Consider the following 19,097-nt stretch of genomic DNA (forward strand, 5'->3'; position numbering starts at 1 on the left):
TTTTGGTTTTCTACCGTAAGGTGAACTTTTTAAAATGGCTCTTGTTATCCTGATATCCACGATTAAATTAAGCGTTAGTTGATTTATTTTTTGATGATTGAAAGTACAAGAAGTCATTAAAATGATGTGTACGGTTTAACCATGGTGTTCCTGTTCTATAAAGACAGGAAACCGTGGTTTTTTCAATTCCCCGATTTTTGAAGTGCTCCATCCGGCGGGTAAATGCCTTTATTTTCGGTCGGTTTTCATTCCTTTTTTGTAACTTTTGCTTTCCGAATGCTCAGAATAACTCTATGCTGTTCGATTGAAACTACATTAAAATAAAGAAGATGAAGCTGATCTTTACGTTAATTTTTAGCCTGGCAACTTTGTTTGCCTATGGGCAGGAGAAACGACCGGGTATATTTTACGGAGATGCCCAATATGGCGCCGATCACTATATTCTGGATTTAAGTTGGGAAGGATTACACAATTTTCCGGTTCAGGCGCTTTCGCCTACTATTCGCGTGTTGATTCTTGATCACAATAATTTGAAGGAAATTCCAAATAACATTACAGCGATGAAAAACTTGCGGACTTTATCGTTGAGGGATAATGATCTGCAATCAGTTAACAAGGTGCTGGATTTGTGTGATAACCTGGAAGAGTTGTATTTGAGCAATAATCCAAATCTGACGGAATTACCTTACACACTTTCCAACTGTAAAAAGTTGAAAATAATTGATGTCAGCAATACCGGAATTCGTCAGCCGCCGGCCTGGTTGAGGGGAATGAAACAACTTTATTATTTTAAATACACCAAGATTGTGACCGGGGACAAAAAGAAGTAGTTTTTGATCGAAACGGAAAAACGAACAAAACACCAAAATAACCAAACCGATGAAATGGATACTGACCATCCTGATTTGGAGCAGTGTATGCATAACTGGCTTAGGTCAGGAAGTTGCCCTGAATAAGATAAACCCTTCGTTATTAAGTAAACCATGGAGCGCCCATTGGATAAGTCATCCAACGGCTTCCCCAACGGAATATGGCGTATTTCATTTCCGAAAAAGTTTTGATTTGACCGATGTCCCGGAGAAATTCGTCGTGCATATTTCTGGTGACAACCGGTATCGTTTTTTTGTAAACGGGCAAACCGTTTGCGAAGGCCCTTCGCGTGGAGACATCGAACACTGGCATTTTGAACCGGCCGACATTGCTCCCTATCTCCGGAAAGGAAAGAATGTGCTGGCAGCCGAAGTTTGGAATTTCGGATTGAAACGGCCGGTAGCACAGTTTTCGTTAATGACAGCTTTCATTCTACAGGGAAATTCATCGAAAGAAGAAATGGTGAATACTAATTCATCCTGGAAAGTCATGCAGGATACTGCATATCGTCCGGGAGAAGATCCGGGGAAATTGCTTCATGCATATATCGTAGTAGGCCCAACCGATGTGGTCGATGGTTCGGAATATCCCTGGGGATGGGAGAACGTTGATTACGACGATTCGGTTTGGAAACAAGCTAGCCAACTGAACAATGGTCAGCCGAAAGGAATCGGAACAGAAACATCCTGGACGTTGACCCCGCGGCAAATTCCTTTCATGGAGAATAAGATGGAACGGATGAAATCTGTCCGGAGAAGTGAAGGAATTAATTTAACCGATAATTGGCTTCAGGGAAAAGCTCCGTTAACTATTCCGGCCAACAGGGAAGTTTCCATTTTGATTGATAATGGTGTTTTGACGACCGCTTATCCCGAATTGCACGTTACAAACGGGAAAGGAGCTACCGTGAAAATCAGTTACGCGGAAGCGCTATTTGATGCAAATGGACAGAAAGGAAACCGCAATAACATTGACGGAAAAAAGCTTATCGGCTATACCGACGTTTTTCTGCCGGACGGCGGAACGAACCGCATGTTCCGGCCATTGTGGTTCCGAACGTACCGGTACATCCGAATGGATATTCAAACAGCTGATGAGCCGCTAACTATCAACGACTTTTATGGAATGTTTACGGCCTATCCGTTGGTGGAGAAAGCAAAATTCGCATCCAGTGATTCGACCCTGCAGCAAATTTGGAACGTAGGTTGGCGAACAGCCCGTTTGTGTGCTAATGAAACTTATTTCGATTGTCCGTACTACGAACAGCTGCAGTATGTGGGCGATACGCGTATACAGGCGTTGATTTCACTTTACGTGTCGGGCGATGATCGATTGGTGCGCAAAGCCATTAAACTGTTTAACGATTCCCGTTTTTCGGAAGGACTGACCAGAAGCCGGTATCCGTCCTATTTACCGCAAATCATACCTCCCTATTCGCTGTTTTGGGTGGATATGGTGAATGATTACCGGATGCTTCGCAATGATCCGGGGTTTGTTCGAAGTAATCTTTGGGGAATTGAAAATGTGATGCATTGGTTTGAACAACGCATCGATCCGAAAACGGGTTTATTGGGGAAAGTTGAATACTGGAATTTTGTTGATTGGGCCAAAGAATGGGCCTGGAGCAGCGAGACGCAAATGGGAGGTGTCCCGGCCGGTGGATTTCGTGGTCAAAGTGCCATGTTGACGTTGCAATTTGCCTATAGTGCACAACATGCCGCTGAAATCTTTAAACAATTTGACGATACTTGTCTTGCCCAAAAATATCAGATATTGGCTGATAACCTGGTAAAGGCTGTTAAGGAAAATTGCCGGGACGAATCGAAAGGATACTTTTCGGATGCACCGGAAAAGAAGGAGTTCAGCATGCACACGAATATATTTGCTGTACTAACGGGAGCAGTGGATAAGCGCAATGCGAAGGATTTTGTTAGGAGAATGATGAATGACACTTCGCTAGTCCAGCCAACAATGTATTTTCGGTTTTATCTTACCCGGGCCATGAAAAAGGCAGGTTTGGCTGATGAATACCTGAATACCCTTGGGCTTTGGCGGGATATGCTGACGAAAGGATTAACCACGTTTGCAGAGAAGCCTGATCCGACACGCTCTGATTGTCATGCCTGGAGCGCAAGCCCCGGCTATGATTTATTGGCTACAGTTGCCGGCATTGAGCCATCTTCGCCCGGTTTTAAAACGGTGAAGATAGAACCGGCGCTTGGTCCATTGCAATTTATAAAAGGCAACTTTCCGCATCCGGAAGGAATGATTGAATTTGACTTGAAACGTAAAGGGACGAATGGAATTACGGGACGAATAATCTTGCCGGCAAATCTTACGGGTATTTTCCGTTGGAATGGTGAAAAACGTCTATTGCATTCTGGAAGTCAGGAAATTAATTTGTAGGAATTAGGTGATTAAAAAGTATAATAGATTGCCAGGTTCACTGCGTCAATGCGTGGATTGTAGCCGGAATATTCGTAGATAATTTCACCATCGATACCCAACCAATGTTGATCAAACTGAACAACGTCGAGGTGAAATCCGCCGCTGAATCCGGGGCGGAGTTTAGTTGATTCTTCCAGGTAGTCACTGGTTCGTTCCATCAGATCGTTTTCGTTGGTCGAATGAAAGCGGGAAAACAGTACTTCTGTCAGGATACCTGACTGAAAGTGCAATCGGGAAAATTTTCCCGGCAGGGGAGTGATAACCAAATTCACACGCGGGACTACACGCAAGTCTTTACTGTCGAAAGTGGAACGCCAATATTCCGTATCGTTTTTCCAGGCAGAATGGCGGTAGGCCAGCCAAACTCCGGGTGAAATTCCAATGACCGGGTTTAGTTGCCAGTTATAATCCGCCATGAGGAGCGGGCCGCACCGGTCGATGCCGCGCTCGAATAATATACCGATACCTACCCTGAATTTATGCTGCTTGTCAGGAGTGGTTTGTGCCGTTATTGGCTGAAGAGACAATAGTAAAATAATGATTGTCAGGCTGATGGTTTGTTTCTGGTTGTCCATATAAAGTGGTTATGCCGGAAAATTTGCGGCTATCCGGTTTTAAAAATAATGAATTCGATGAAATTATGGGCTAAGCAAACAAGACAAGGTTCTGAACGTTATAAACTGTGCCAGGGACTAACGAATTCTCTCAAAAGAAAAATAGAGATGATTGGTTGATATTATGGTGTTTCCACAAGTCAATTGAAATTAAACTTTAATTTGACCATCTCCTGAAAATTGAATTGATCAAGTTCTATAATCCAGTCATATCGGGGTTTAAACATGTTTTATATATGAGGAAAGCTAGGCTCACTTTAAAAAGTTGTGGAGTAAGATAAAAAAAACGAAGTTTGAATTTTTTATTTTATTATAAATACTGACGGGCAATCGGCTCATCATCCACCACAATACATTTAATCCTTTCCATCATAACTCCTCTTTTTTTGAAAAAACCGAAAACCGGAGCGATACCATGTACTCCTCTTCCTGTTTCACGATTTCAAGTTCATAATTTTCCCCGAAAATCAGGTCCAACCGCTTTCTTACATTTACCAGTCCAAGCCCAGAAGCTTTCGTTTTTCCGGCTTTTTTATCTTTCCGGTAACTATTTTAACAAACAAAAAGAAGCGCTCTTTTTCATCCCAGATATTTAGTTCTTTTTCCACCGGCACTAATTTTTGCTCGGTCTCATAAATCAGGTAGCGCATCGCGTCCGGGAGCCCCAGTACCATTTGCGGGACCAGGTCGGATTTGGACCAGGCCAACCCGTACAGGTTGTTCAGGGTATTGAAAAGGAAATGCGGGTTAACCAAACGCCGATATGTACAAATAATTTTTTCATAAAGCAATAATACAAATTAATCCATTCAGGATAAACTCTTTAAACCAACGTCATTTAAGCTTCAACCAATGGCAAAAAGGTTCAACATGCCGCTTATTGATCTGTCAGGTTATTGGTGTAAAAGAATCTGCCGTTTGATGAAAAGTTTTCCATAACGCGGTACGGAGGGCGTAAGTTTGAAGCGAATTTTAAAATGAAATATTATGATGAGAATAAAAAACTTACTTGTAGTAACAGCAGCACTGCTTACATTAATTATGTTTAGCAGTTTCGCGCCGGGCAGGCAAGATGGCTTTCGTGAGCTGTTCAGGAGGAGCCCGGAAACCCGTGCACAGGTAGTTACCATGGTTATGGAAAACAGACTGGACATGGATGAAGCTCAGGCTGAAAAAGCCTTGCAGATTAATCTGAAATACGCAAAGTTAAGTCAATCCTACCTGAAAGTGGAAGGTGTGACAATGGAAAATACGGGTGAACTGCTGGCGCTCAACCAAAAGCGAAGCGACGAACTAAAAGCCATCCTCACGCCGGAACAAATCAAAAAGGCCGAAGACATCCGGGAAAAGTGGATTAACCGGCTGGAAACCATCTTGGTCCATTTAAAGGAAAACAATTTTTAATAACTAGTCACTTAAAATTTTTAACAATGAAAACAAGAAATCTTTTATTAGCGGGTATTATTACCCTTTCGGGAATATTCGTTTTTACTTCCTGTAACAAGGATGATGAAACAGTAGATGAGGACTTACCGCCTACCGAAACAGAAGCAGTTGACATGGTGGCTTATAGTTTGTCAGATGCCGGTACTACATCGGATATTGAAACTGCTGCCGTACTTGCCGACGAAGCGGTTGGTTCGGAAAGTAACCTGAAGTCTGCCAGCGCTACTGACAGAAGTTTAAGCTGTGGTGAATCGGCGGATACCACAATGGTAACAACGGGTACCAGTGTAATTACTTATGAATATACGAAAATCTACAATTACACATTGGAGTGCGACACATTGGAGAACCCCGAGAAGTTGGATGTAAGCTTTAGCTACGACGGTGAATTCGACGCCCCCCGCCTGGCTTCCACTCACTCGGTGAGCGGTAATTTTGAAATCACTCAAATCGAATATACTTCCGATATGTACCTGATAAACGGTACGTGGCAACGAAGTGGCGGGTTCGAGTCTAAAATTGGCAACCAGGCAAACCGCCAGGCCACGATTCAATTTGAACTTATTGATGTAGCCGTTGAAAAAGAACCTAAGGAAATTGACAACGGCACCATTCACTTCACGATGTCAGGCGGCAGCGGACGCGGTTCGTTCAACTACGAAGGGAACATTACGTTTACCGGCAACGGAGAAGCAATCATCGAAATTTCCGGGACCCGTTATGTTACCAATCTGGAAACAGGAGACGTGGAAGAGCAATAAAAAAATTATAACTGGATTAAACCTTGTGTATCCGAATTTATTTTTAAAAAATTAAAATTATGAAAACAAGAAATCTTTTATTAACAGGTATCATTATCCTTTCGGGAATGTTAATTTTTACTTCCTGTAGCAAGGATGACGAACCGGTAGCCGAAGACTTATCGGCTACTGAAACAGAAGCAGCCGAAATGGTGGCCTCTTCACTGGCCGACGGAACCTCAGGCACCGCATCGGATATTGAAACTGCCGCCGCGCTTACCAACGAGGCGGTTGGATATGAAAGTAACTTGAAATCTGCCACCACGAATGACAAAAGTTTAAGTTGTGGCGAATCGGCTGACACAACAATGGTCACCGCCGGAACTGGTGTAATTACTTATAATAACACCAAAACCTACAATTACATGCTGGATTGCGACACATTGGGAAACCCTGTAATGCTCGACATGAGCTTTACATACGACGGTGAATTCGACGCCCCCCGCCTGGCTTCCACTCACTCGGTGAGCGGTAATTTTGAAATCACTCAAATCGAATATACTTCCGATATGTACCTGATAAACGGTACGTGGCAACGAAGTGGCGGGTTCGAGTCTAAAATTGGCAACCAGGCAAACCGCCAGGCCACGATTCAATTTGAACTTGTTGATGTAGCCGTTGAAAAAGAACCTAAGGAAATTGACAATGGGACCATTCATTTCTCGATGTCAGGCAGCAGCGGACGCGGTTCTTTCAGCTACGATGGAACCATTACGTTTACCGGCAACCGGGAAGCCATCATTGAAATTTCAGGGACCCGTTATGTTACCAATTTGGAAACAGGGGAAGTGGAAGAGCAATAAACTTCTTCGAATATTTTTAATATCTGTCTTTTAGTAAATTGAAAAGTGAGTTTGGTAAATTGATAACCAGATAAAGTTTAAAAAGAAACCATGCCGGCAGAAAGAATGATAGCGGCATGGTTTTTATAGTTCACTCAAAATATGTTAATAATGAAGAAAAGACAAGTTATATTTTTTTTATTGATTTTTTCCTTTCTTTTGGTTTTTGAGGGTAAATTATTTGCTCAACGAAATTGCGGTACAATGGCCTTCGACAGTTTAAGAAGGGTTGAATATTCTCTCCCATCACTGGAAGATTTTGAAGATTGGTTGAATGAAAAGATGACTCAGGATACCAGGTTGAAATCTGATCAGGTATATCGCATACCGGTTATTGTGCATGTGGTACATAACGGTGAAAATCCGGGAGAAGGAGCTAATATTAGCTATGAACAGGTTGTGTCCCAGATTCAGGTATTAAATGAAGATTTCAGAAGGATGCAGGGAACCCGTGGTTACAATGACGACCCGGCAGGCGCAGATACAGGGATAGAATTTCACCTTGCCGAATACGGCCCCGATGGAGAAGTTTTGGGGGAACCGGGTATCGACCGTCTATATGGCGGGAGGGATTCCTGGCCGTCGAGCCCCCTCCGTAATCCTATAGAAACCGAACTCAAACCTTCTACTATTTGGGACCCTGATAGGTATTTCAATATCTGGACTGTTAATTTCGGTGGGTTTGTTTCAAGAAACCTGTTGGGCTACGCACAATTCCCGGATATGTCGGGACTGGATGGACTTTCTGGGACAAACGGAAGTGCTTCAACGGATGGCGTGGTAATAGGATACCAATATTTCGGGAGCAGTGATAAGGGCGATTTTCCCGACCTTTATGCCCCTTTCGACCTGGGCAGGACAACCACGCACGAAGTTGGCCATTGGCTGGGGCTTCGTCATATCTGGGGCGATGGTGATTGTTCTGTTGATGATTATTGCAGTGATACACCAAATGCGGCGGAACCAAATTACGGATGTCCGGAAGGCAAAATTTCTTGTAATTCCATAGATATGATTAACAATTACCTCGACTATACAGATGATACCTGCATGGATATTTTCACAAATTGTCAGAAAGAAAGGATGCTTACTGTTCTGGGAAACAGTCCCCGGAGAAAAGAATTAGTCGAAAATACCGGCACATCCGTTTCAACAAGGGAGATGGAAACTAAAATAAATGTATATGTGAACCAGTTAACTAAAACGTTGTATGTCGAATTTCCTCAGCCTGTGGATAATGTATCGCTCAGGATCCTCAATATTGACGGAAGGCTGGTAGTTGGTGAAAAACAGTTAAATTCGTCAATGAACAACGTGAATGTAAGTCAAATTAAACCGGGCATTTACATTGTGGTACTAAACGATGAGGAATCAAAAATCTTCTCTTCAAAAATAATCATACAATGAAACGAACATGACAACGATTGTCACAAAAGTTGATGTATAAAATCAATCATGCGAGTTCCATTCGACTTTAATGAAAAGAATAAAATATTATCGTATGAATTGTATGAACGTATTGTTATTTGCATTACTATTATTGACAAGTTGCAGTAAAGATGACAACCCGGCACCGACCCATCCAGATACTTCTATGTATTTTCCTGCAAATTCAGGCACAGAATGGGAAACAACGCCTGTTTCGGAATTAGGTTGGAATCAAAATGCCATTCAGCCTTTAAAAGATTTTCTTGTCCAAAAGAATACAAAATCATTTATGATACTCGTAAACGGCAGAATTGTTCTGGAAGAATATTTTAATGGACACACGGTAAACACAGACTGGGAGTGGAACAGTGCAGGTAAAACTTTGGTAGCTACAACAACGGGAATTGCTCAACAGGAAAGTTTATTGAATATAAACAATAAAGCATCCGATTATTTGGGAACGGAATGGACGAATATGCCATTGGAAAAAGAGAATCGGATAAAAGTAAGGAATTTGCTGACAATGACCTCTGGCATTGACGACACAAAACAATATGTGATAAAATCTAATCTCACTTATGTTGCCGATGCAGGAACGAGATGGGCTTACGGCAATGTTTTCCAAAAACTAACAGACATAGTTGCCGAAACGAGCAGTAAAGATTTTGAAACTTACTTCAACGAAAAACTGAAAAACAAAATCGGAATGGATGGCTATTGGAATTTCGGGATAATTTTTACCATATACTATAGCACGACAAGAAGTATGGCAAGATTTGGAATATTAGCACTTAACAAAGGAAAATGGAATAACGAACAGATTATCAATGAAACCTTTTTTAATGAAAGCATTTCAACATCTCAAAATATCAATCCTTCTTATGGATATTTATGGTGGTTAAATGGAAAAACAAAGTTTATGATACCGGGTGAGCAAACCGTTTACCCTGGATTTTTAGTTCCCAATGCACCAGCAGATATGTACGCAGCCATGGGTGCAAACGACCAGCGGATTTATGTTATACCAGGCAAAAAAATGGTCATCGTAAGAATGGGAAATGCCGCTGACCCAAACAACCCCAATTTTGCTGTTTCAGGTTTTGACAATGAACTTTGGGCAAAAATCAATGCAGTGATAAACTAAAAAACAACGAACGGCCAACAAGAGCTTGGTGTTGACGTTTTATTAGAGATAAAAAATGATTACCGGTCCATCCACCGCTTAAAAGCTGCTACCTTGTCCTTACCTACCACGGGTTTTTCCATTGGGGAAGGGTTAATCTCAAGTACCAGTTTGCCCTGAAACCAGGAATGCACACGGGAAATCGCATTCAGGTTAACGATAAACTGACGGTTTATTTTAAAAAAAACATCGGGATCAAGTTGCTCTTTCAGGTTTTCGAGGGAAAAATCAACAGGATACTCCCTTTTCTTGAAAGTAACCGCGAAGGTGATTTTTTGGAGGCTGTAAAAATAGGCTATCTCTTCTACCGGCACCTGGAACCAGCTTTCATTTGACCGGATTAGAAACCGTTTTCGGTACCCGGGAAGGGAATTTTTAATCACTGAAATCAGTTCTTCGTAGTTGGTGTCCAGGTTCTTTGTCTGTATAAACTTTAGGCCGTAGTTGTCGTATTTCTGAAAAGCTTCCTCCAGTTCATGTACTTCAACCGGTTTGAGCAGGTAATCGAGGCTGTTTACTTTAAAAGCCCGGATGGCGTATTCGTCGTAGGCCGTCACAAAAATAATCAGGCTTTCGATGTTCACTTCCTTCATGATATCGAAGCTCACCCCATCCGAGAGCTGAATGTCGAGTAAAACAATTTCCGGGTGCGAATTTTGTTTAAACCATTTTACCGATTCCCGGACACTGCCCAAACAGCCTGCAATTTCAATATCCCGTTTCATACTATTCAGTAAATCGACCAGTAACCTTTGGGCAGGAATTTCATCTTCTATAATTAATACTCTCATTTACACTGTTTTTTAATTCCCCAGTAAAGGAACTTCTACTACAAATTCTTTTTCGTTTTTATACACTTCGATTGACCGGTTTCCCAACAAGGCATATCTGCTTTTCAGGTTCGACAGTCCGGTATGTGGGGATTCCAGTGCCATTTTCGGGTTGAAATTGTTTTTTACAGTCAAAACCGGTTTTATCTGAGAATAGATGCCGATGTGCAATGGGTTATCCTTTTCAAGGACATTGTGTTTAATGGCATTTTCAACCAATACCTGGAGTGTCAGAGGGGGCAGGAATAGCGATGCGGCTTGTTCGTCCACGTCGATTTCAACCTGAAGGGCGTCGCCAACCCGTGCCTGGTGCAGGTAAATGAAAGACTGAACAAATTCCAGTTCGGTTTTTAAAGCGACCAGTTCGCGGTCTTTGCTTTGCAACACGTACCGGTAAATACGTGAAAGCCCGCGGGCAAAATCTGCTGCCGTTTCCGGGTGATGGTAAATCTCCGATATTAACACATTCAGGCTGTTGAACAGGAAATGCGGATTGATCTGGTCCTGCAGGGCCTGATAATCGCGCTTCAATTTTTCCTGCTTCAGCTTTTCTATTTCAAGAAGGGAAGATTTCCACTTGTGGAAATAATTGCGGGCAATATAAATTCCGTTAAAAGCGATAAGAAAAAAGGTCCCTTCAATATAGGTGAACAGCGCAAATGCAGGGAAAATACGCAGCATATCGCTGTCGTGGAAAAGAAGTTCGTTGTTTACCAGGAACCTTGTTGATAATGGAATGGCTGTCATCAGAAATGTCCAGCCTAAAGTTGCAACAATTTGTATGACCAGTCTTTTTCGTGTGAAAATAAACCACGGCAATCTTTTGTTCAGGTACTTATCAATGAGCAGGTTGCCTTCGCTGGCCACATTAAAAAAGAAAATATAGGCCGGTATAAGCACCCAAAGGTTAACTTTTCCCCTTAGGGTAAAATCCCGCATCATTCCAAAAAGGTAAAGTACCAAAAGGGAATAAACCGAAACAATCAATATGCGGATAAAAACCTTTCTGTTAAGATTCAGGTGCATTTCTGTTTACTTTTAACGATAGCTCAAAATTAATAAATTACAAGATTACAATACCTTTTATTGAAACGGCGCACCCCGAATAACGCTCATATCCACCAATGGCGCTGTCAAATTTCCCGGAAAGACTGTACTTCAAGTCCAGCTCCAACATAAAATGGTTGTCTAACCGGTAATCAATGCCTGACGAGATGCCCGCAAGGGGGGCAGTTGCATTGAACACAAAATCTGTTCGGGAAATACCCTCGAAAATGTTCCCTTCCACTATTGTGTACTGCGATTTTCCCAGGATCAGACCTGCGCTTGCCTGAATGTACGGGCTGAGCCTCCTGCCGGTAAAATTATATTTTAATCCCGCTTCAAGGGGAATAAAACCGCCCCCGCTGCCTTCAATTTTTATCTCTTCGCCAGAAATAACCCGAAGAAGGCCCGGACTTGCAGGGATATCCTTTTTGAATTGAAGGCCAACCGTTAAATTGGTCGAAAATTTTTCGTGAAAATGCCAGGTCACGCTAAAAGTCCCCGTCCCCATGTTGGGAAGGAAAAAGAGTTCATCGGGATTCCCGGATTTTGAAGCTTCGGAAAAATACCACCTTCCGTAACCGGCGGAAAGTTCCCATTTATTTTTTAAATGTATCAGGGTATAATCCTCTCTATCCCTTTTTTTCTGCTGATATTCCACAGTTTTATTAACCTCCTGTCCATTCTGGGCAAACAGGCCGCTTGTTAAAAGCATAAAAACAAAACTGAAAAATGCTGCGGGAATTGGCTTTGTTAGTTTTCTTTTCGTGTCCATATGTTAAGATTTTATTTCGTTGACAGCTTTATTGGTTTCTTTGAATTTTCTTTTTCCAAAACTTTATAAAGCACGGGTACAATAAGCAGGGTAAGCGTTGTTGAAAGGGTCAGTCCACCGATGATGGTCCAGCCCATGGGCCCCCAAAATGTCCCGCCCTGCAGGGTAAGGGGAAGCAGTCCGCCGATGGTGGTGAACGAGGTAATCAATATCGGCATAAAGCGGACCTGTGCCGCTTCGGTCAGCGCCTGATGAACCGTTTTTCCTTCTTTCCGCAATTCATTGGTAAAATCAATTAAAACAATGGCATCGTTGATGACAATCCCAAGCAGGGCCACGGCACCCACGAAAGCTGTAAACGAGAAAGTATAGCCGGTCACGAATAACGCGTAGAACGAGCCAATTAAAGCCATGGGCACGGCGGCAAAGATGATGAACGGTTGCCTGAATGAATGAAATTGGAATACCAGGATGGCCAGAATCATCAGGAACGCGATCAGCGCGGCAGCGCCGAGTGAGCTGAATGATTTCCCCTGCGCTTCGATTTCCCCTGCCAGATGATAATTAAAGTTTGAAGGGAAAGGATAATTTTTTAATTGAGCTTCAATGGCCCGGGTTACTTCCGCGGTATTGTACCCTTTTTCCACATCGGCGCCAATCGTGGCACTGCGCTTTGAATTGTAATGCGTAATCACGCCGGGCCCCTTTTTAAATTCGATGCGGGCCAGTTGGCTGAGCGGAATCTGTTCACCACTCAGCGATTTCACATAAATACGCCCGAAATCTTCAAAAGTGGCATTATTTCCCGCCGACGAGCCCAGAACCATATCATATTCCTTGCCTTCTTCATTCCTGAACTTCGATACCGACGAGCCGTTCATGTAAATCCGTACGGTTTTGTCAATTTCGGAAATTGGCACCCCCAGGAGGGCTGCCTTGTTTTTATTGATGTGCACAAACAGGTCGGTACGTACCCCTTCCAGCTTATTCTCCACGTTAACTGCGCCGGGTTGTTGTTGAACAATGGCTTTGATTTCTTCCGAAACCCGTGTTAATTCATCGAGGTTATCACCATAAATGATAACTTCCACAGGGTACTGAATGGGGACTCCCTGTGCAAATTCTTTCACCCGGATGTCGGCAGCCGGGTAAGCGCTAAACGCGCCGCGAAGCGAATCCAGCAGCGCCTCAACTCCTTCGGGATTGTATTCCTTCAGTTCCACAAAAAATTCGGCCAGGTTTTTGGCATAGTCCCGGGGAAAATAATTGTAATAGACCTTGGGATTACCGTGGCCAATGTTTGAGGCATAATGTTTTATTTCGGGAATGGTGTCCAGCGTTGCTTCAACATAGCTGGCCACCCGGTTCGTTTCATTCAGGTTAGCACCCTGTGGCAGTTGGGCCTGGATCATGAAGCTGGGTTTTTCCGCTTTTGGGAAAAAGCTAAACCCTACAAACCGGAACAGGACAAAAATGGCCGACAGGAATACCACTATGGTAATAAACAAAACGCGTTTGGGTTGGGAAAGACAGTATTCAAGCAACTTGCGAAAAGGCCCACGGATGAATTTCTTCAACCTTTTTTGCAAGGGCTGTTCTTTGGGCTTTACCCCGGGCTTTATCCTGATGAATTTTGACAAAAGGAGCGGCGACACGCTGATGGCAATCACCAGGGAAACCGTCAGGGTGGCGGTGACCGTTACAGGCAGGCTTTTCATAAAATCACCGGCTGAATCTTTTATCATCGCGATGGGAATAAATGCCGCCAGGGTAGTGAGCGTTGAGCTTGTAATAGCTGATACCACCTGGGAGGTACCTTTAATGGCTGCGTCCCTCGCCGGCAAACCTGCCTGCAGGTACCGTTCCACGTTTTCTGTCACCACAATGGAATTGTCAACCAACAATCCCAACGCGATGACCAGGGCCGCGATGGAAATATTCTGCAGCCCATAGCCCGCCAAATCTACAAAACCCAGCCCAATGAGAATGGAAGAAGGAATGGCCAGCATCACAACCAGGCTTGGTTTAAAGCCAATGGCCAGAAAAATAAAAAGTCCTACCAGGATGATGCCCTGGATAAGGTTGATGATAAAACCGTTGACGCTTGTCCTTACACTTTCAGCCTGGCTGTGCACAGCTTCCAGCCTGAGCCCGGGTGGAAGATTGGATTTAAAAGTTTCGGTTTTCGCATTTATCTGGTCGGTTAAATCCAGTATATTGACGTTTTCTTTTTGTTCTGCTGTAATAAATATGCACCTCTTACCGTTAAACCGGGCCAGGTAATTGTTGTTTTCGTATCCAAATTCAACGGTGGCCACATCTTTCAGGTATACCAGTTTTCCCTGTACCGACCCCACAACCGTATTGCGTATCTCGTCAAGGTCTTTGTATGAACCGCTGGTTTTGATATTAAAACTTTTCCGGCCTGCATAGAGTTCCCCGCCAGGTATATTTTGATTATTGGCGTCGATGGCATTGATGATGTTGTCAGTGGTAATGCCCATGTTCACCATCTTGTCTGCCCGCAGGGCAATTTTTACCTGTTTTTCCGGGACGGCAAGAATTTCTACACTTTTAATCCCGTCCATTTCTTCCAGGGACCCTTTCAGATTTTCGGCATACTCGTCCATTTGTTCAAAATCCATGTATTCCGAAGCCAGGGCCAGTTGCAGGATTTTGGTGTCGGTGGTGGTTTTTTTCTTGAAATTAATTTCGCGAATGTCTTCCGGAAGGTCGGTACGGATATTATTCACCTGCCGGATCACTTCGTTGTATTTCTCATCCTCATCGTAATTACCGTAGTCGAATGAAATGTTGAAAATGGCGAACCCGTCGGAAATAATCGTAGCGATGTTATCAATATTTTCCAATTCATTGATTTTTTCTTCGATGGTCGTTACTACCAGCTCTTCCATGTCCATGGGTGAAGCGCCGGGATAGATTACCGTAACTACCGCTCCCGGTGTGACAACAGGCGGGTCTTCACTCCGGGGCATGGTTAAAAAAGAATGTATGCCTGCAACCAGGAGAACCAGGAACAGCACCAAAACAAACTGGTAATTATCAATGGAAAATTTTGGAAGATTCTTCATAGTCTTGTTTTTTTTCGCAAAGGCGCGAAGAGGCAAAGTAATTTTTAACAGTCATCATTTTAAACTGATCCTTACTGAATCGCCCGAAAGTTTTTGCAGGCCTTCAACCACAATAGTCTCATGACCTTCAAGTCCTTCTGATACCAGTAGGCTGTCACCGGCAATTTTCTCAATTCTGATGTGCCGCTGGTAAGCTGTGTCGTCTTTGGCCACGTAAATGCTTCCCTCATTGGCATCGGCAAAGATCAGGGCATCAACCGGAATCTGAACGCGTTCTTTCCGGACTGAAGGCCGGATGGAAATGTTCCCGATAAAACCTGACTTCAACTGGTTTTCCGAATCGTTCATATTGATTTTTATCTCGTATGTCCCGGTAACCGGGTCGGCTGTCCCCGCTATTTCAGTGATAGCCCCGTTAAAAAGTTTGTCTGGGAAAGGGTCAAAGCGTATCCATGCCGTGTCGCCGATTGCGATTTTTACCACATCGGCATCCGACAGGTTTGTTGTAATAATTCTGGAAACGCTGCCCCGGCCAAAGAAAATGACCGGCATTCCTGCCTGTACCGCCTCATTCTCCCGGGCGTTTACCTTTAATACCCATCCGTTTCCCGGCGCACTGATTTGAGAATGTTTCAGGTTAAACTGTGCCGTTTCCACTTCCAACCGGGCATTTTCCAGTTGTGTACGGGCATTTTGCAGGTGTTCGAGCGTAGCGACACTGTCCCCGTATAATCCTTTCACCCGTTCGTAGTCCCGCCGGGCTTTCTCCAGCCCGTTTTCGGCCTGCCCGACCTTTGCCCTGATTTCTTCCAGTTTCAGGGAAGCCATCAATTGGCCGGCTTTTACCCTTTGCCCTTCTTTCACGGGGATGTTACCCACAATACCCGAAGTTTTGAAACTCAGTTGAAATTCATCCTGGTACGTAACCCGGCCCGTAGCGTAAATTTCATCACGAAAGGCCACCCTGCTTACCTTTTCCAGCCGGACAACCGGGACAGCGGATTCTTCCTGTTGCTGCGCGGGCTTTTTAGTACAGGCAAATGTGAATAAAAGCAGGAACAGAGGTATTATATTTTTAACCGTTCTATTCATGTGTTATATTTCTAATTTTTCATTGTTAAAAATTCATAGCCAGCTACAACCCGTTCCAACTCAACCTGCCGGATTTGATTGTCATAGCGGGCCAAAATCAGTTTATTTTCAGCATTCAGCATGTTGTTCAGGGCATTCGATAATTCCAGGTGGCTGGCCATTCCCCTCTGGTATTTTTTGCTGACCAGATTGTACGCTTTCCTGTAATTCAGCGCTTCCTCCTCAGCCTGGTCAATCCCTTTACGGGCAGTGTTCAACGAATACCAGGCATCCATGACCTCCATTCTGATATGACTGACAGCTTCCAGTTTCTTCTGTTCCATCATATCCCGGTCAATTCTGGCCTGCCGCACCTTTGCTTTGCGTTGGCCGGAAGTAAACAGGTCCCAGGAAAGCGAAATGCCGATCTGAGCAAAGTCGTCATCTTTTGTAAATGAGTATTTCTCACCCTGGTAACCGTAAGATGCCCACAAACCCACCTCGGGCAGGGCGCTTCCTGCTTCCCGCTTCACCTTTTTTTGCTGTATGTTTATGTATTGGTCTAACTGAACCAGTTCTTTCCTGTTACCGACAGCCTTAATAACCAGGGAATCCAGGTCAAACGTGAGGTAAGAAATAGCAATGGGTTCTCCTGTTTGAATTTCAGCATTCAAATCCCTGTTCAAAAGAAAATTGAACCAGGCCCGGGCCATTGCCTCGTCCTTTTGTGCCGATGCCAGCTCTTTTTCCATCTCCTTTATTTTGGCCCGCGCAGCATACACCTCTTCCATCGTGACCTTATCATGATGGTACAGGCTTTCGCTGTTCCTGAGGTTTTCCTGCGTAACGCCGAGCGAATTCCGGTACAATTCAACCATCTTTCCGGCACGCAGGTAATTGAACCAGGCCGTTTTTACCTCTTTAACTAACTCCCGTTTATAGATATCCACGTTGATTTTTTCAACTTTGGCCATCCCTTCTTTAATCTCCCGGTTTTTGATAATAGCGTCGTTAAAAACGGGCATAACCAGTTGAATTTTAGTTTCCTGCTCTTTAGGACGAACGAAGTTGATGGTGTAGTCGTCAATTTTGGGGTATGCCGGAAAAGCAGGATAACCGGGAACGGACTGACTTAACGAATGATTGATTACCTCCAGGTTGTCGTAAGCAGGGTTCATGATTTCGCCAAATGGTACCACAAGCATCCTTCCCCCCTCGGCACGGGAGTACCTGGCCTGTAGTGATATTATGGGAAAAAACATGCGTTTGGCTTCCTTCAGTGCTTCCAGGCTCTTGGTATAGGAATACTCTTTTTGCTTTAAAGCAATATTACTTTCCAGCGCCTGGTCAACATATCCGTCAATCACGCTGTTTTGTGAAAATACAGGGATATGCCAGGCGAGTATGAAAACAATAAATCCTGTTCTTTTGATATTCCATCCCATCTTTTTTTGGCAAAGAATAGGATCACCAATACATTTTTTCAGGATTTATTTACCGTGATCGAATTTAGGGGGATAGGGTCGAAAAAAGGGAGATGGTTCTCATTTGGTGAACTTGGGTTCATTTAATAGACTCCTCATTTTCCCCCGTTATTTTTTAAATCATTCAAACAGTTTTGATCCAGCGACGGGATTATGCCCCCGGTTAATAAGTTAATAAATGGGCCGCTGTGTTCGGCAGCCCAATACATCAGGCAATCCTGGTTATTGCAGTGTTTTCCGTTAGTTACATCCTGGTGGTTTACAACCATGTTTGTACCGTTATTGACCAGCCCGAGGATATGGCCGAACTCATGTTCCGTGACTGTTGTCTCCAGTACCGTCGTGGACGGTTGCCCACGTTCCCCGCTGAATTCCCCGATCGTTTTTTCGAAAATAACCATGGAGGTGGGGCCATACGCAATGCCAAGCACTTTTGAGTCGCCCTCGTTTTCAGCGTAATCCGCATCGGCAAAGAAAAACCATGCTGTCAGTTTTTTTTCTTCCGGATCAGGGAAGAGCGTACGGTATTCCTGTTCAATTTTTTTTATATCATCGAGGGAATACGCGACTTTACCCGGCGAGGGAATAGAAGCGGGTACCAACTCGATCCCACCGTTCTTGTTCAACCGGGATTCCAGAAATGCTTTGAGATTGTTAAGTGCCTCTCCTGTTGGCTCAAATCCCTGCACACTGGCTATCTCCACGATTAACCGGTCGTAATTTTCTCCCGAAAGAAAATCATTGGGTTTTATCACAACTTCTTTCGGTATCTGATCATCCGGGTCGGGTAATGAAGAATGATCCTGTTCGCACCGCGAAAAAAGGGCAATTCCAATTGCCAGCAACAAAAAGAATTTGAATAACTGCTTCATTTTTTCGTATTATTCTTGCCGCTAACCAGCAACAAATTCATTTCAAAGTAAAAAAAACAAAACGTAGAAGATAAATTTTTTAAACCAAAGCAACTATAATTTCAACCAACAACCTGTATTGTTCAATTGTTATTGGTTAAAACGGTCGGTTGTTTGTTGAATTCATTCTGTCGTTCGATGAATAAAATTCTTACGATAAACCGATTTGAATTATTTTTAAGCCGTAAAAAAAACAATAGTTATGGGAAGAATTATTTTTAGTGGTATTTTTTTTTAATCTTTCTTGCACAGGGTGCTT

General features: G+C 43.5%; 16 protein-coding genes. 7 read left to right on the forward strand and 9 right to left on the reverse strand.

Annotated elements, in window-relative coordinates; all coding sequences use genetic code 11:
* The first annotated feature begins 329 nt into the window (after positions 1–329).
* Together GJU82_RS03430 and GJU82_RS03435 are read left to right on the forward strand one after the other, a co-directional pair.
* Complete coding sequence (locus GJU82_RS03430) at positions 330–830, forward strand: leucine-rich repeat domain-containing protein (RefSeq protein ID WP_153630868.1); 501 nt, start codon at positions 330–332, stop codon at positions 828–830.
* Between the two features lie 49 nt (positions 831–879).
* The gene (locus GJU82_RS03435) at positions 880–3,276 is read left to right on the forward strand and encodes an alpha-L-rhamnosidase C-terminal domain-containing protein (RefSeq protein WP_153630869.1); all 2,397 of its coding nucleotides are present in this window, start codon (positions 880–882) and stop codon (positions 3,274–3,276) included.
* A gap of 11 nt (positions 3,277–3,287) precedes the next feature.
* Here the strand turns inward: GJU82_RS03435 and GJU82_RS03440 are convergent, their stop codons facing one another.
* Both GJU82_RS03440 and GJU82_RS03445 read right to left on the reverse strand, forming a co-directional pair.
* On the reverse strand, positions 3,288–3,893 hold the full coding sequence (locus tag GJU82_RS03440) for a hypothetical protein (protein ID WP_153630870.1): 606 nt from the start codon (positions 3,891–3,893) through the stop codon (positions 3,288–3,290).
* A gap of 530 nt (positions 3,894–4,423) precedes the next feature.
* Positions 4,424–4,723: a histidine kinase gene (locus GJU82_RS03445; RefSeq protein WP_153630871.1), complete on the reverse strand. Its 300-nt coding sequence runs from the start codon at positions 4,721–4,723 to the stop codon at positions 4,424–4,426.
* A 196-nt stretch (positions 4,724–4,919) separates the two neighbouring features.
* Between GJU82_RS03445 and GJU82_RS03450 the strand changes: the two genes are divergently transcribed.
* The 5 genes from GJU82_RS03450 to GJU82_RS03470 all read left to right on the forward strand — a co-directional run bounded on the left by GJU82_RS03450 (position 4,920) and on the right by GJU82_RS03470 (position 9,592).
* Positions 4,920–5,336: a hypothetical protein gene (locus GJU82_RS03450; RefSeq protein WP_153630872.1), complete on the forward strand. Its 417-nt coding sequence runs from the start codon at positions 4,920–4,922 to the stop codon at positions 5,334–5,336.
* Positions 5,337–5,362: 26 nt separating this feature from the next.
* Positions 5,363–6,139 carry a hypothetical protein gene (locus GJU82_RS03455; protein ID WP_153630873.1) on the forward strand — a complete coding sequence of 259 codons (777 nt, stop codon included), beginning with the start codon at positions 5,363–5,365 and terminating at the stop codon, positions 6,137–6,139.
* A 59-nt stretch (positions 6,140–6,198) separates the two neighbouring features.
* The gene (locus tag GJU82_RS03460; protein ID WP_153630874.1) at positions 6,199–6,981 is read left to right on the forward strand and encodes a hypothetical protein; all 783 of its coding nucleotides are present in this window, start codon (positions 6,199–6,201) and stop codon (positions 6,979–6,981) included.
* Between the two features lie 243 nt (positions 6,982–7,224).
* Positions 7,225–8,427 carry a M43 family zinc metalloprotease gene (locus GJU82_RS03465; RefSeq protein WP_228488553.1) on the forward strand — a complete coding sequence of 401 codons (1,203 nt, stop codon included), beginning with the start codon at positions 7,225–7,227 and terminating at the stop codon, positions 8,425–8,427.
* 94 nt (positions 8,428–8,521) lie between these two features.
* A complete protein-coding gene (locus tag GJU82_RS03470; protein ID WP_228488554.1) occupies positions 8,522–9,592 on the forward strand; it encodes a serine hydrolase in 1,071 nt (356 codons plus the stop codon).
* A 59-nt stretch (positions 9,593–9,651) separates the two neighbouring features.
* Here the strand turns inward: GJU82_RS03470 and GJU82_RS03475 are convergent, their stop codons facing one another.
* The 7 genes from GJU82_RS03475 to GJU82_RS03505 form a co-directional block, all read right to left on the reverse strand.
* Positions 9,652–10,422 carry a LytTR family DNA-binding domain-containing protein gene (locus tag GJU82_RS03475; RefSeq protein ID WP_153630875.1) on the reverse strand — a complete coding sequence of 257 codons (771 nt, stop codon included), beginning with the start codon at positions 10,420–10,422 and terminating at the stop codon, positions 9,652–9,654.
* 12 nt (positions 10,423–10,434) lie between these two features.
* Entirely contained in the window at positions 10,435–11,487 is a 1,053-nt protein-coding gene (locus tag GJU82_RS03480; protein ID WP_153630876.1) for a sensor histidine kinase, read from the reverse strand.
* Positions 11,488–11,524: 37 nt separating this feature from the next.
* Positions 11,525–12,280: a hypothetical protein gene (locus GJU82_RS03485; protein WP_153630877.1), complete on the reverse strand. Its 756-nt coding sequence runs from the start codon at positions 12,278–12,280 to the stop codon at positions 11,525–11,527.
* A gap of 11 nt (positions 12,281–12,291) precedes the next feature.
* Positions 12,292–15,372 carry an efflux RND transporter permease subunit gene (locus GJU82_RS03490; protein WP_153630878.1) on the reverse strand — a complete coding sequence of 1,027 codons (3,081 nt, stop codon included), beginning with the start codon at positions 15,370–15,372 and terminating at the stop codon, positions 12,292–12,294.
* A gap of 54 nt (positions 15,373–15,426) precedes the next feature.
* Positions 15,427–16,464, reverse strand: coding sequence for an efflux RND transporter periplasmic adaptor subunit (locus tag GJU82_RS03495; protein ID WP_153630879.1), 1,038 nt, complete (start codon positions 16,462–16,464; stop codon positions 15,427–15,429).
* A gap of 11 nt (positions 16,465–16,475) precedes the next feature.
* Positions 16,476–17,888, reverse strand: a complete 1,413-nt coding sequence (locus tag GJU82_RS03500; protein WP_153630880.1) for a TolC family protein — start codon at positions 17,886–17,888, stop codon at positions 16,476–16,478.
* Positions 17,889–18,022: 134 nt separating this feature from the next.
* Positions 18,023–18,799: a peptidase gene (locus GJU82_RS03505; RefSeq protein ID WP_153630881.1), complete on the reverse strand. Its 777-nt coding sequence runs from the start codon at positions 18,797–18,799 to the stop codon at positions 18,023–18,025.
* Positions 18,800–19,097: the final 298 nt, after the last annotated feature.

Origin of the sequence: Prolixibacter sp. SD074, from assembly GCF_009617895.1 — a bacterium.
In the GTDB taxonomy this organism is placed as follows: domain Bacteria; phylum Bacteroidota; class Bacteroidia; order Bacteroidales; family Prolixibacteraceae; genus Prolixibacter.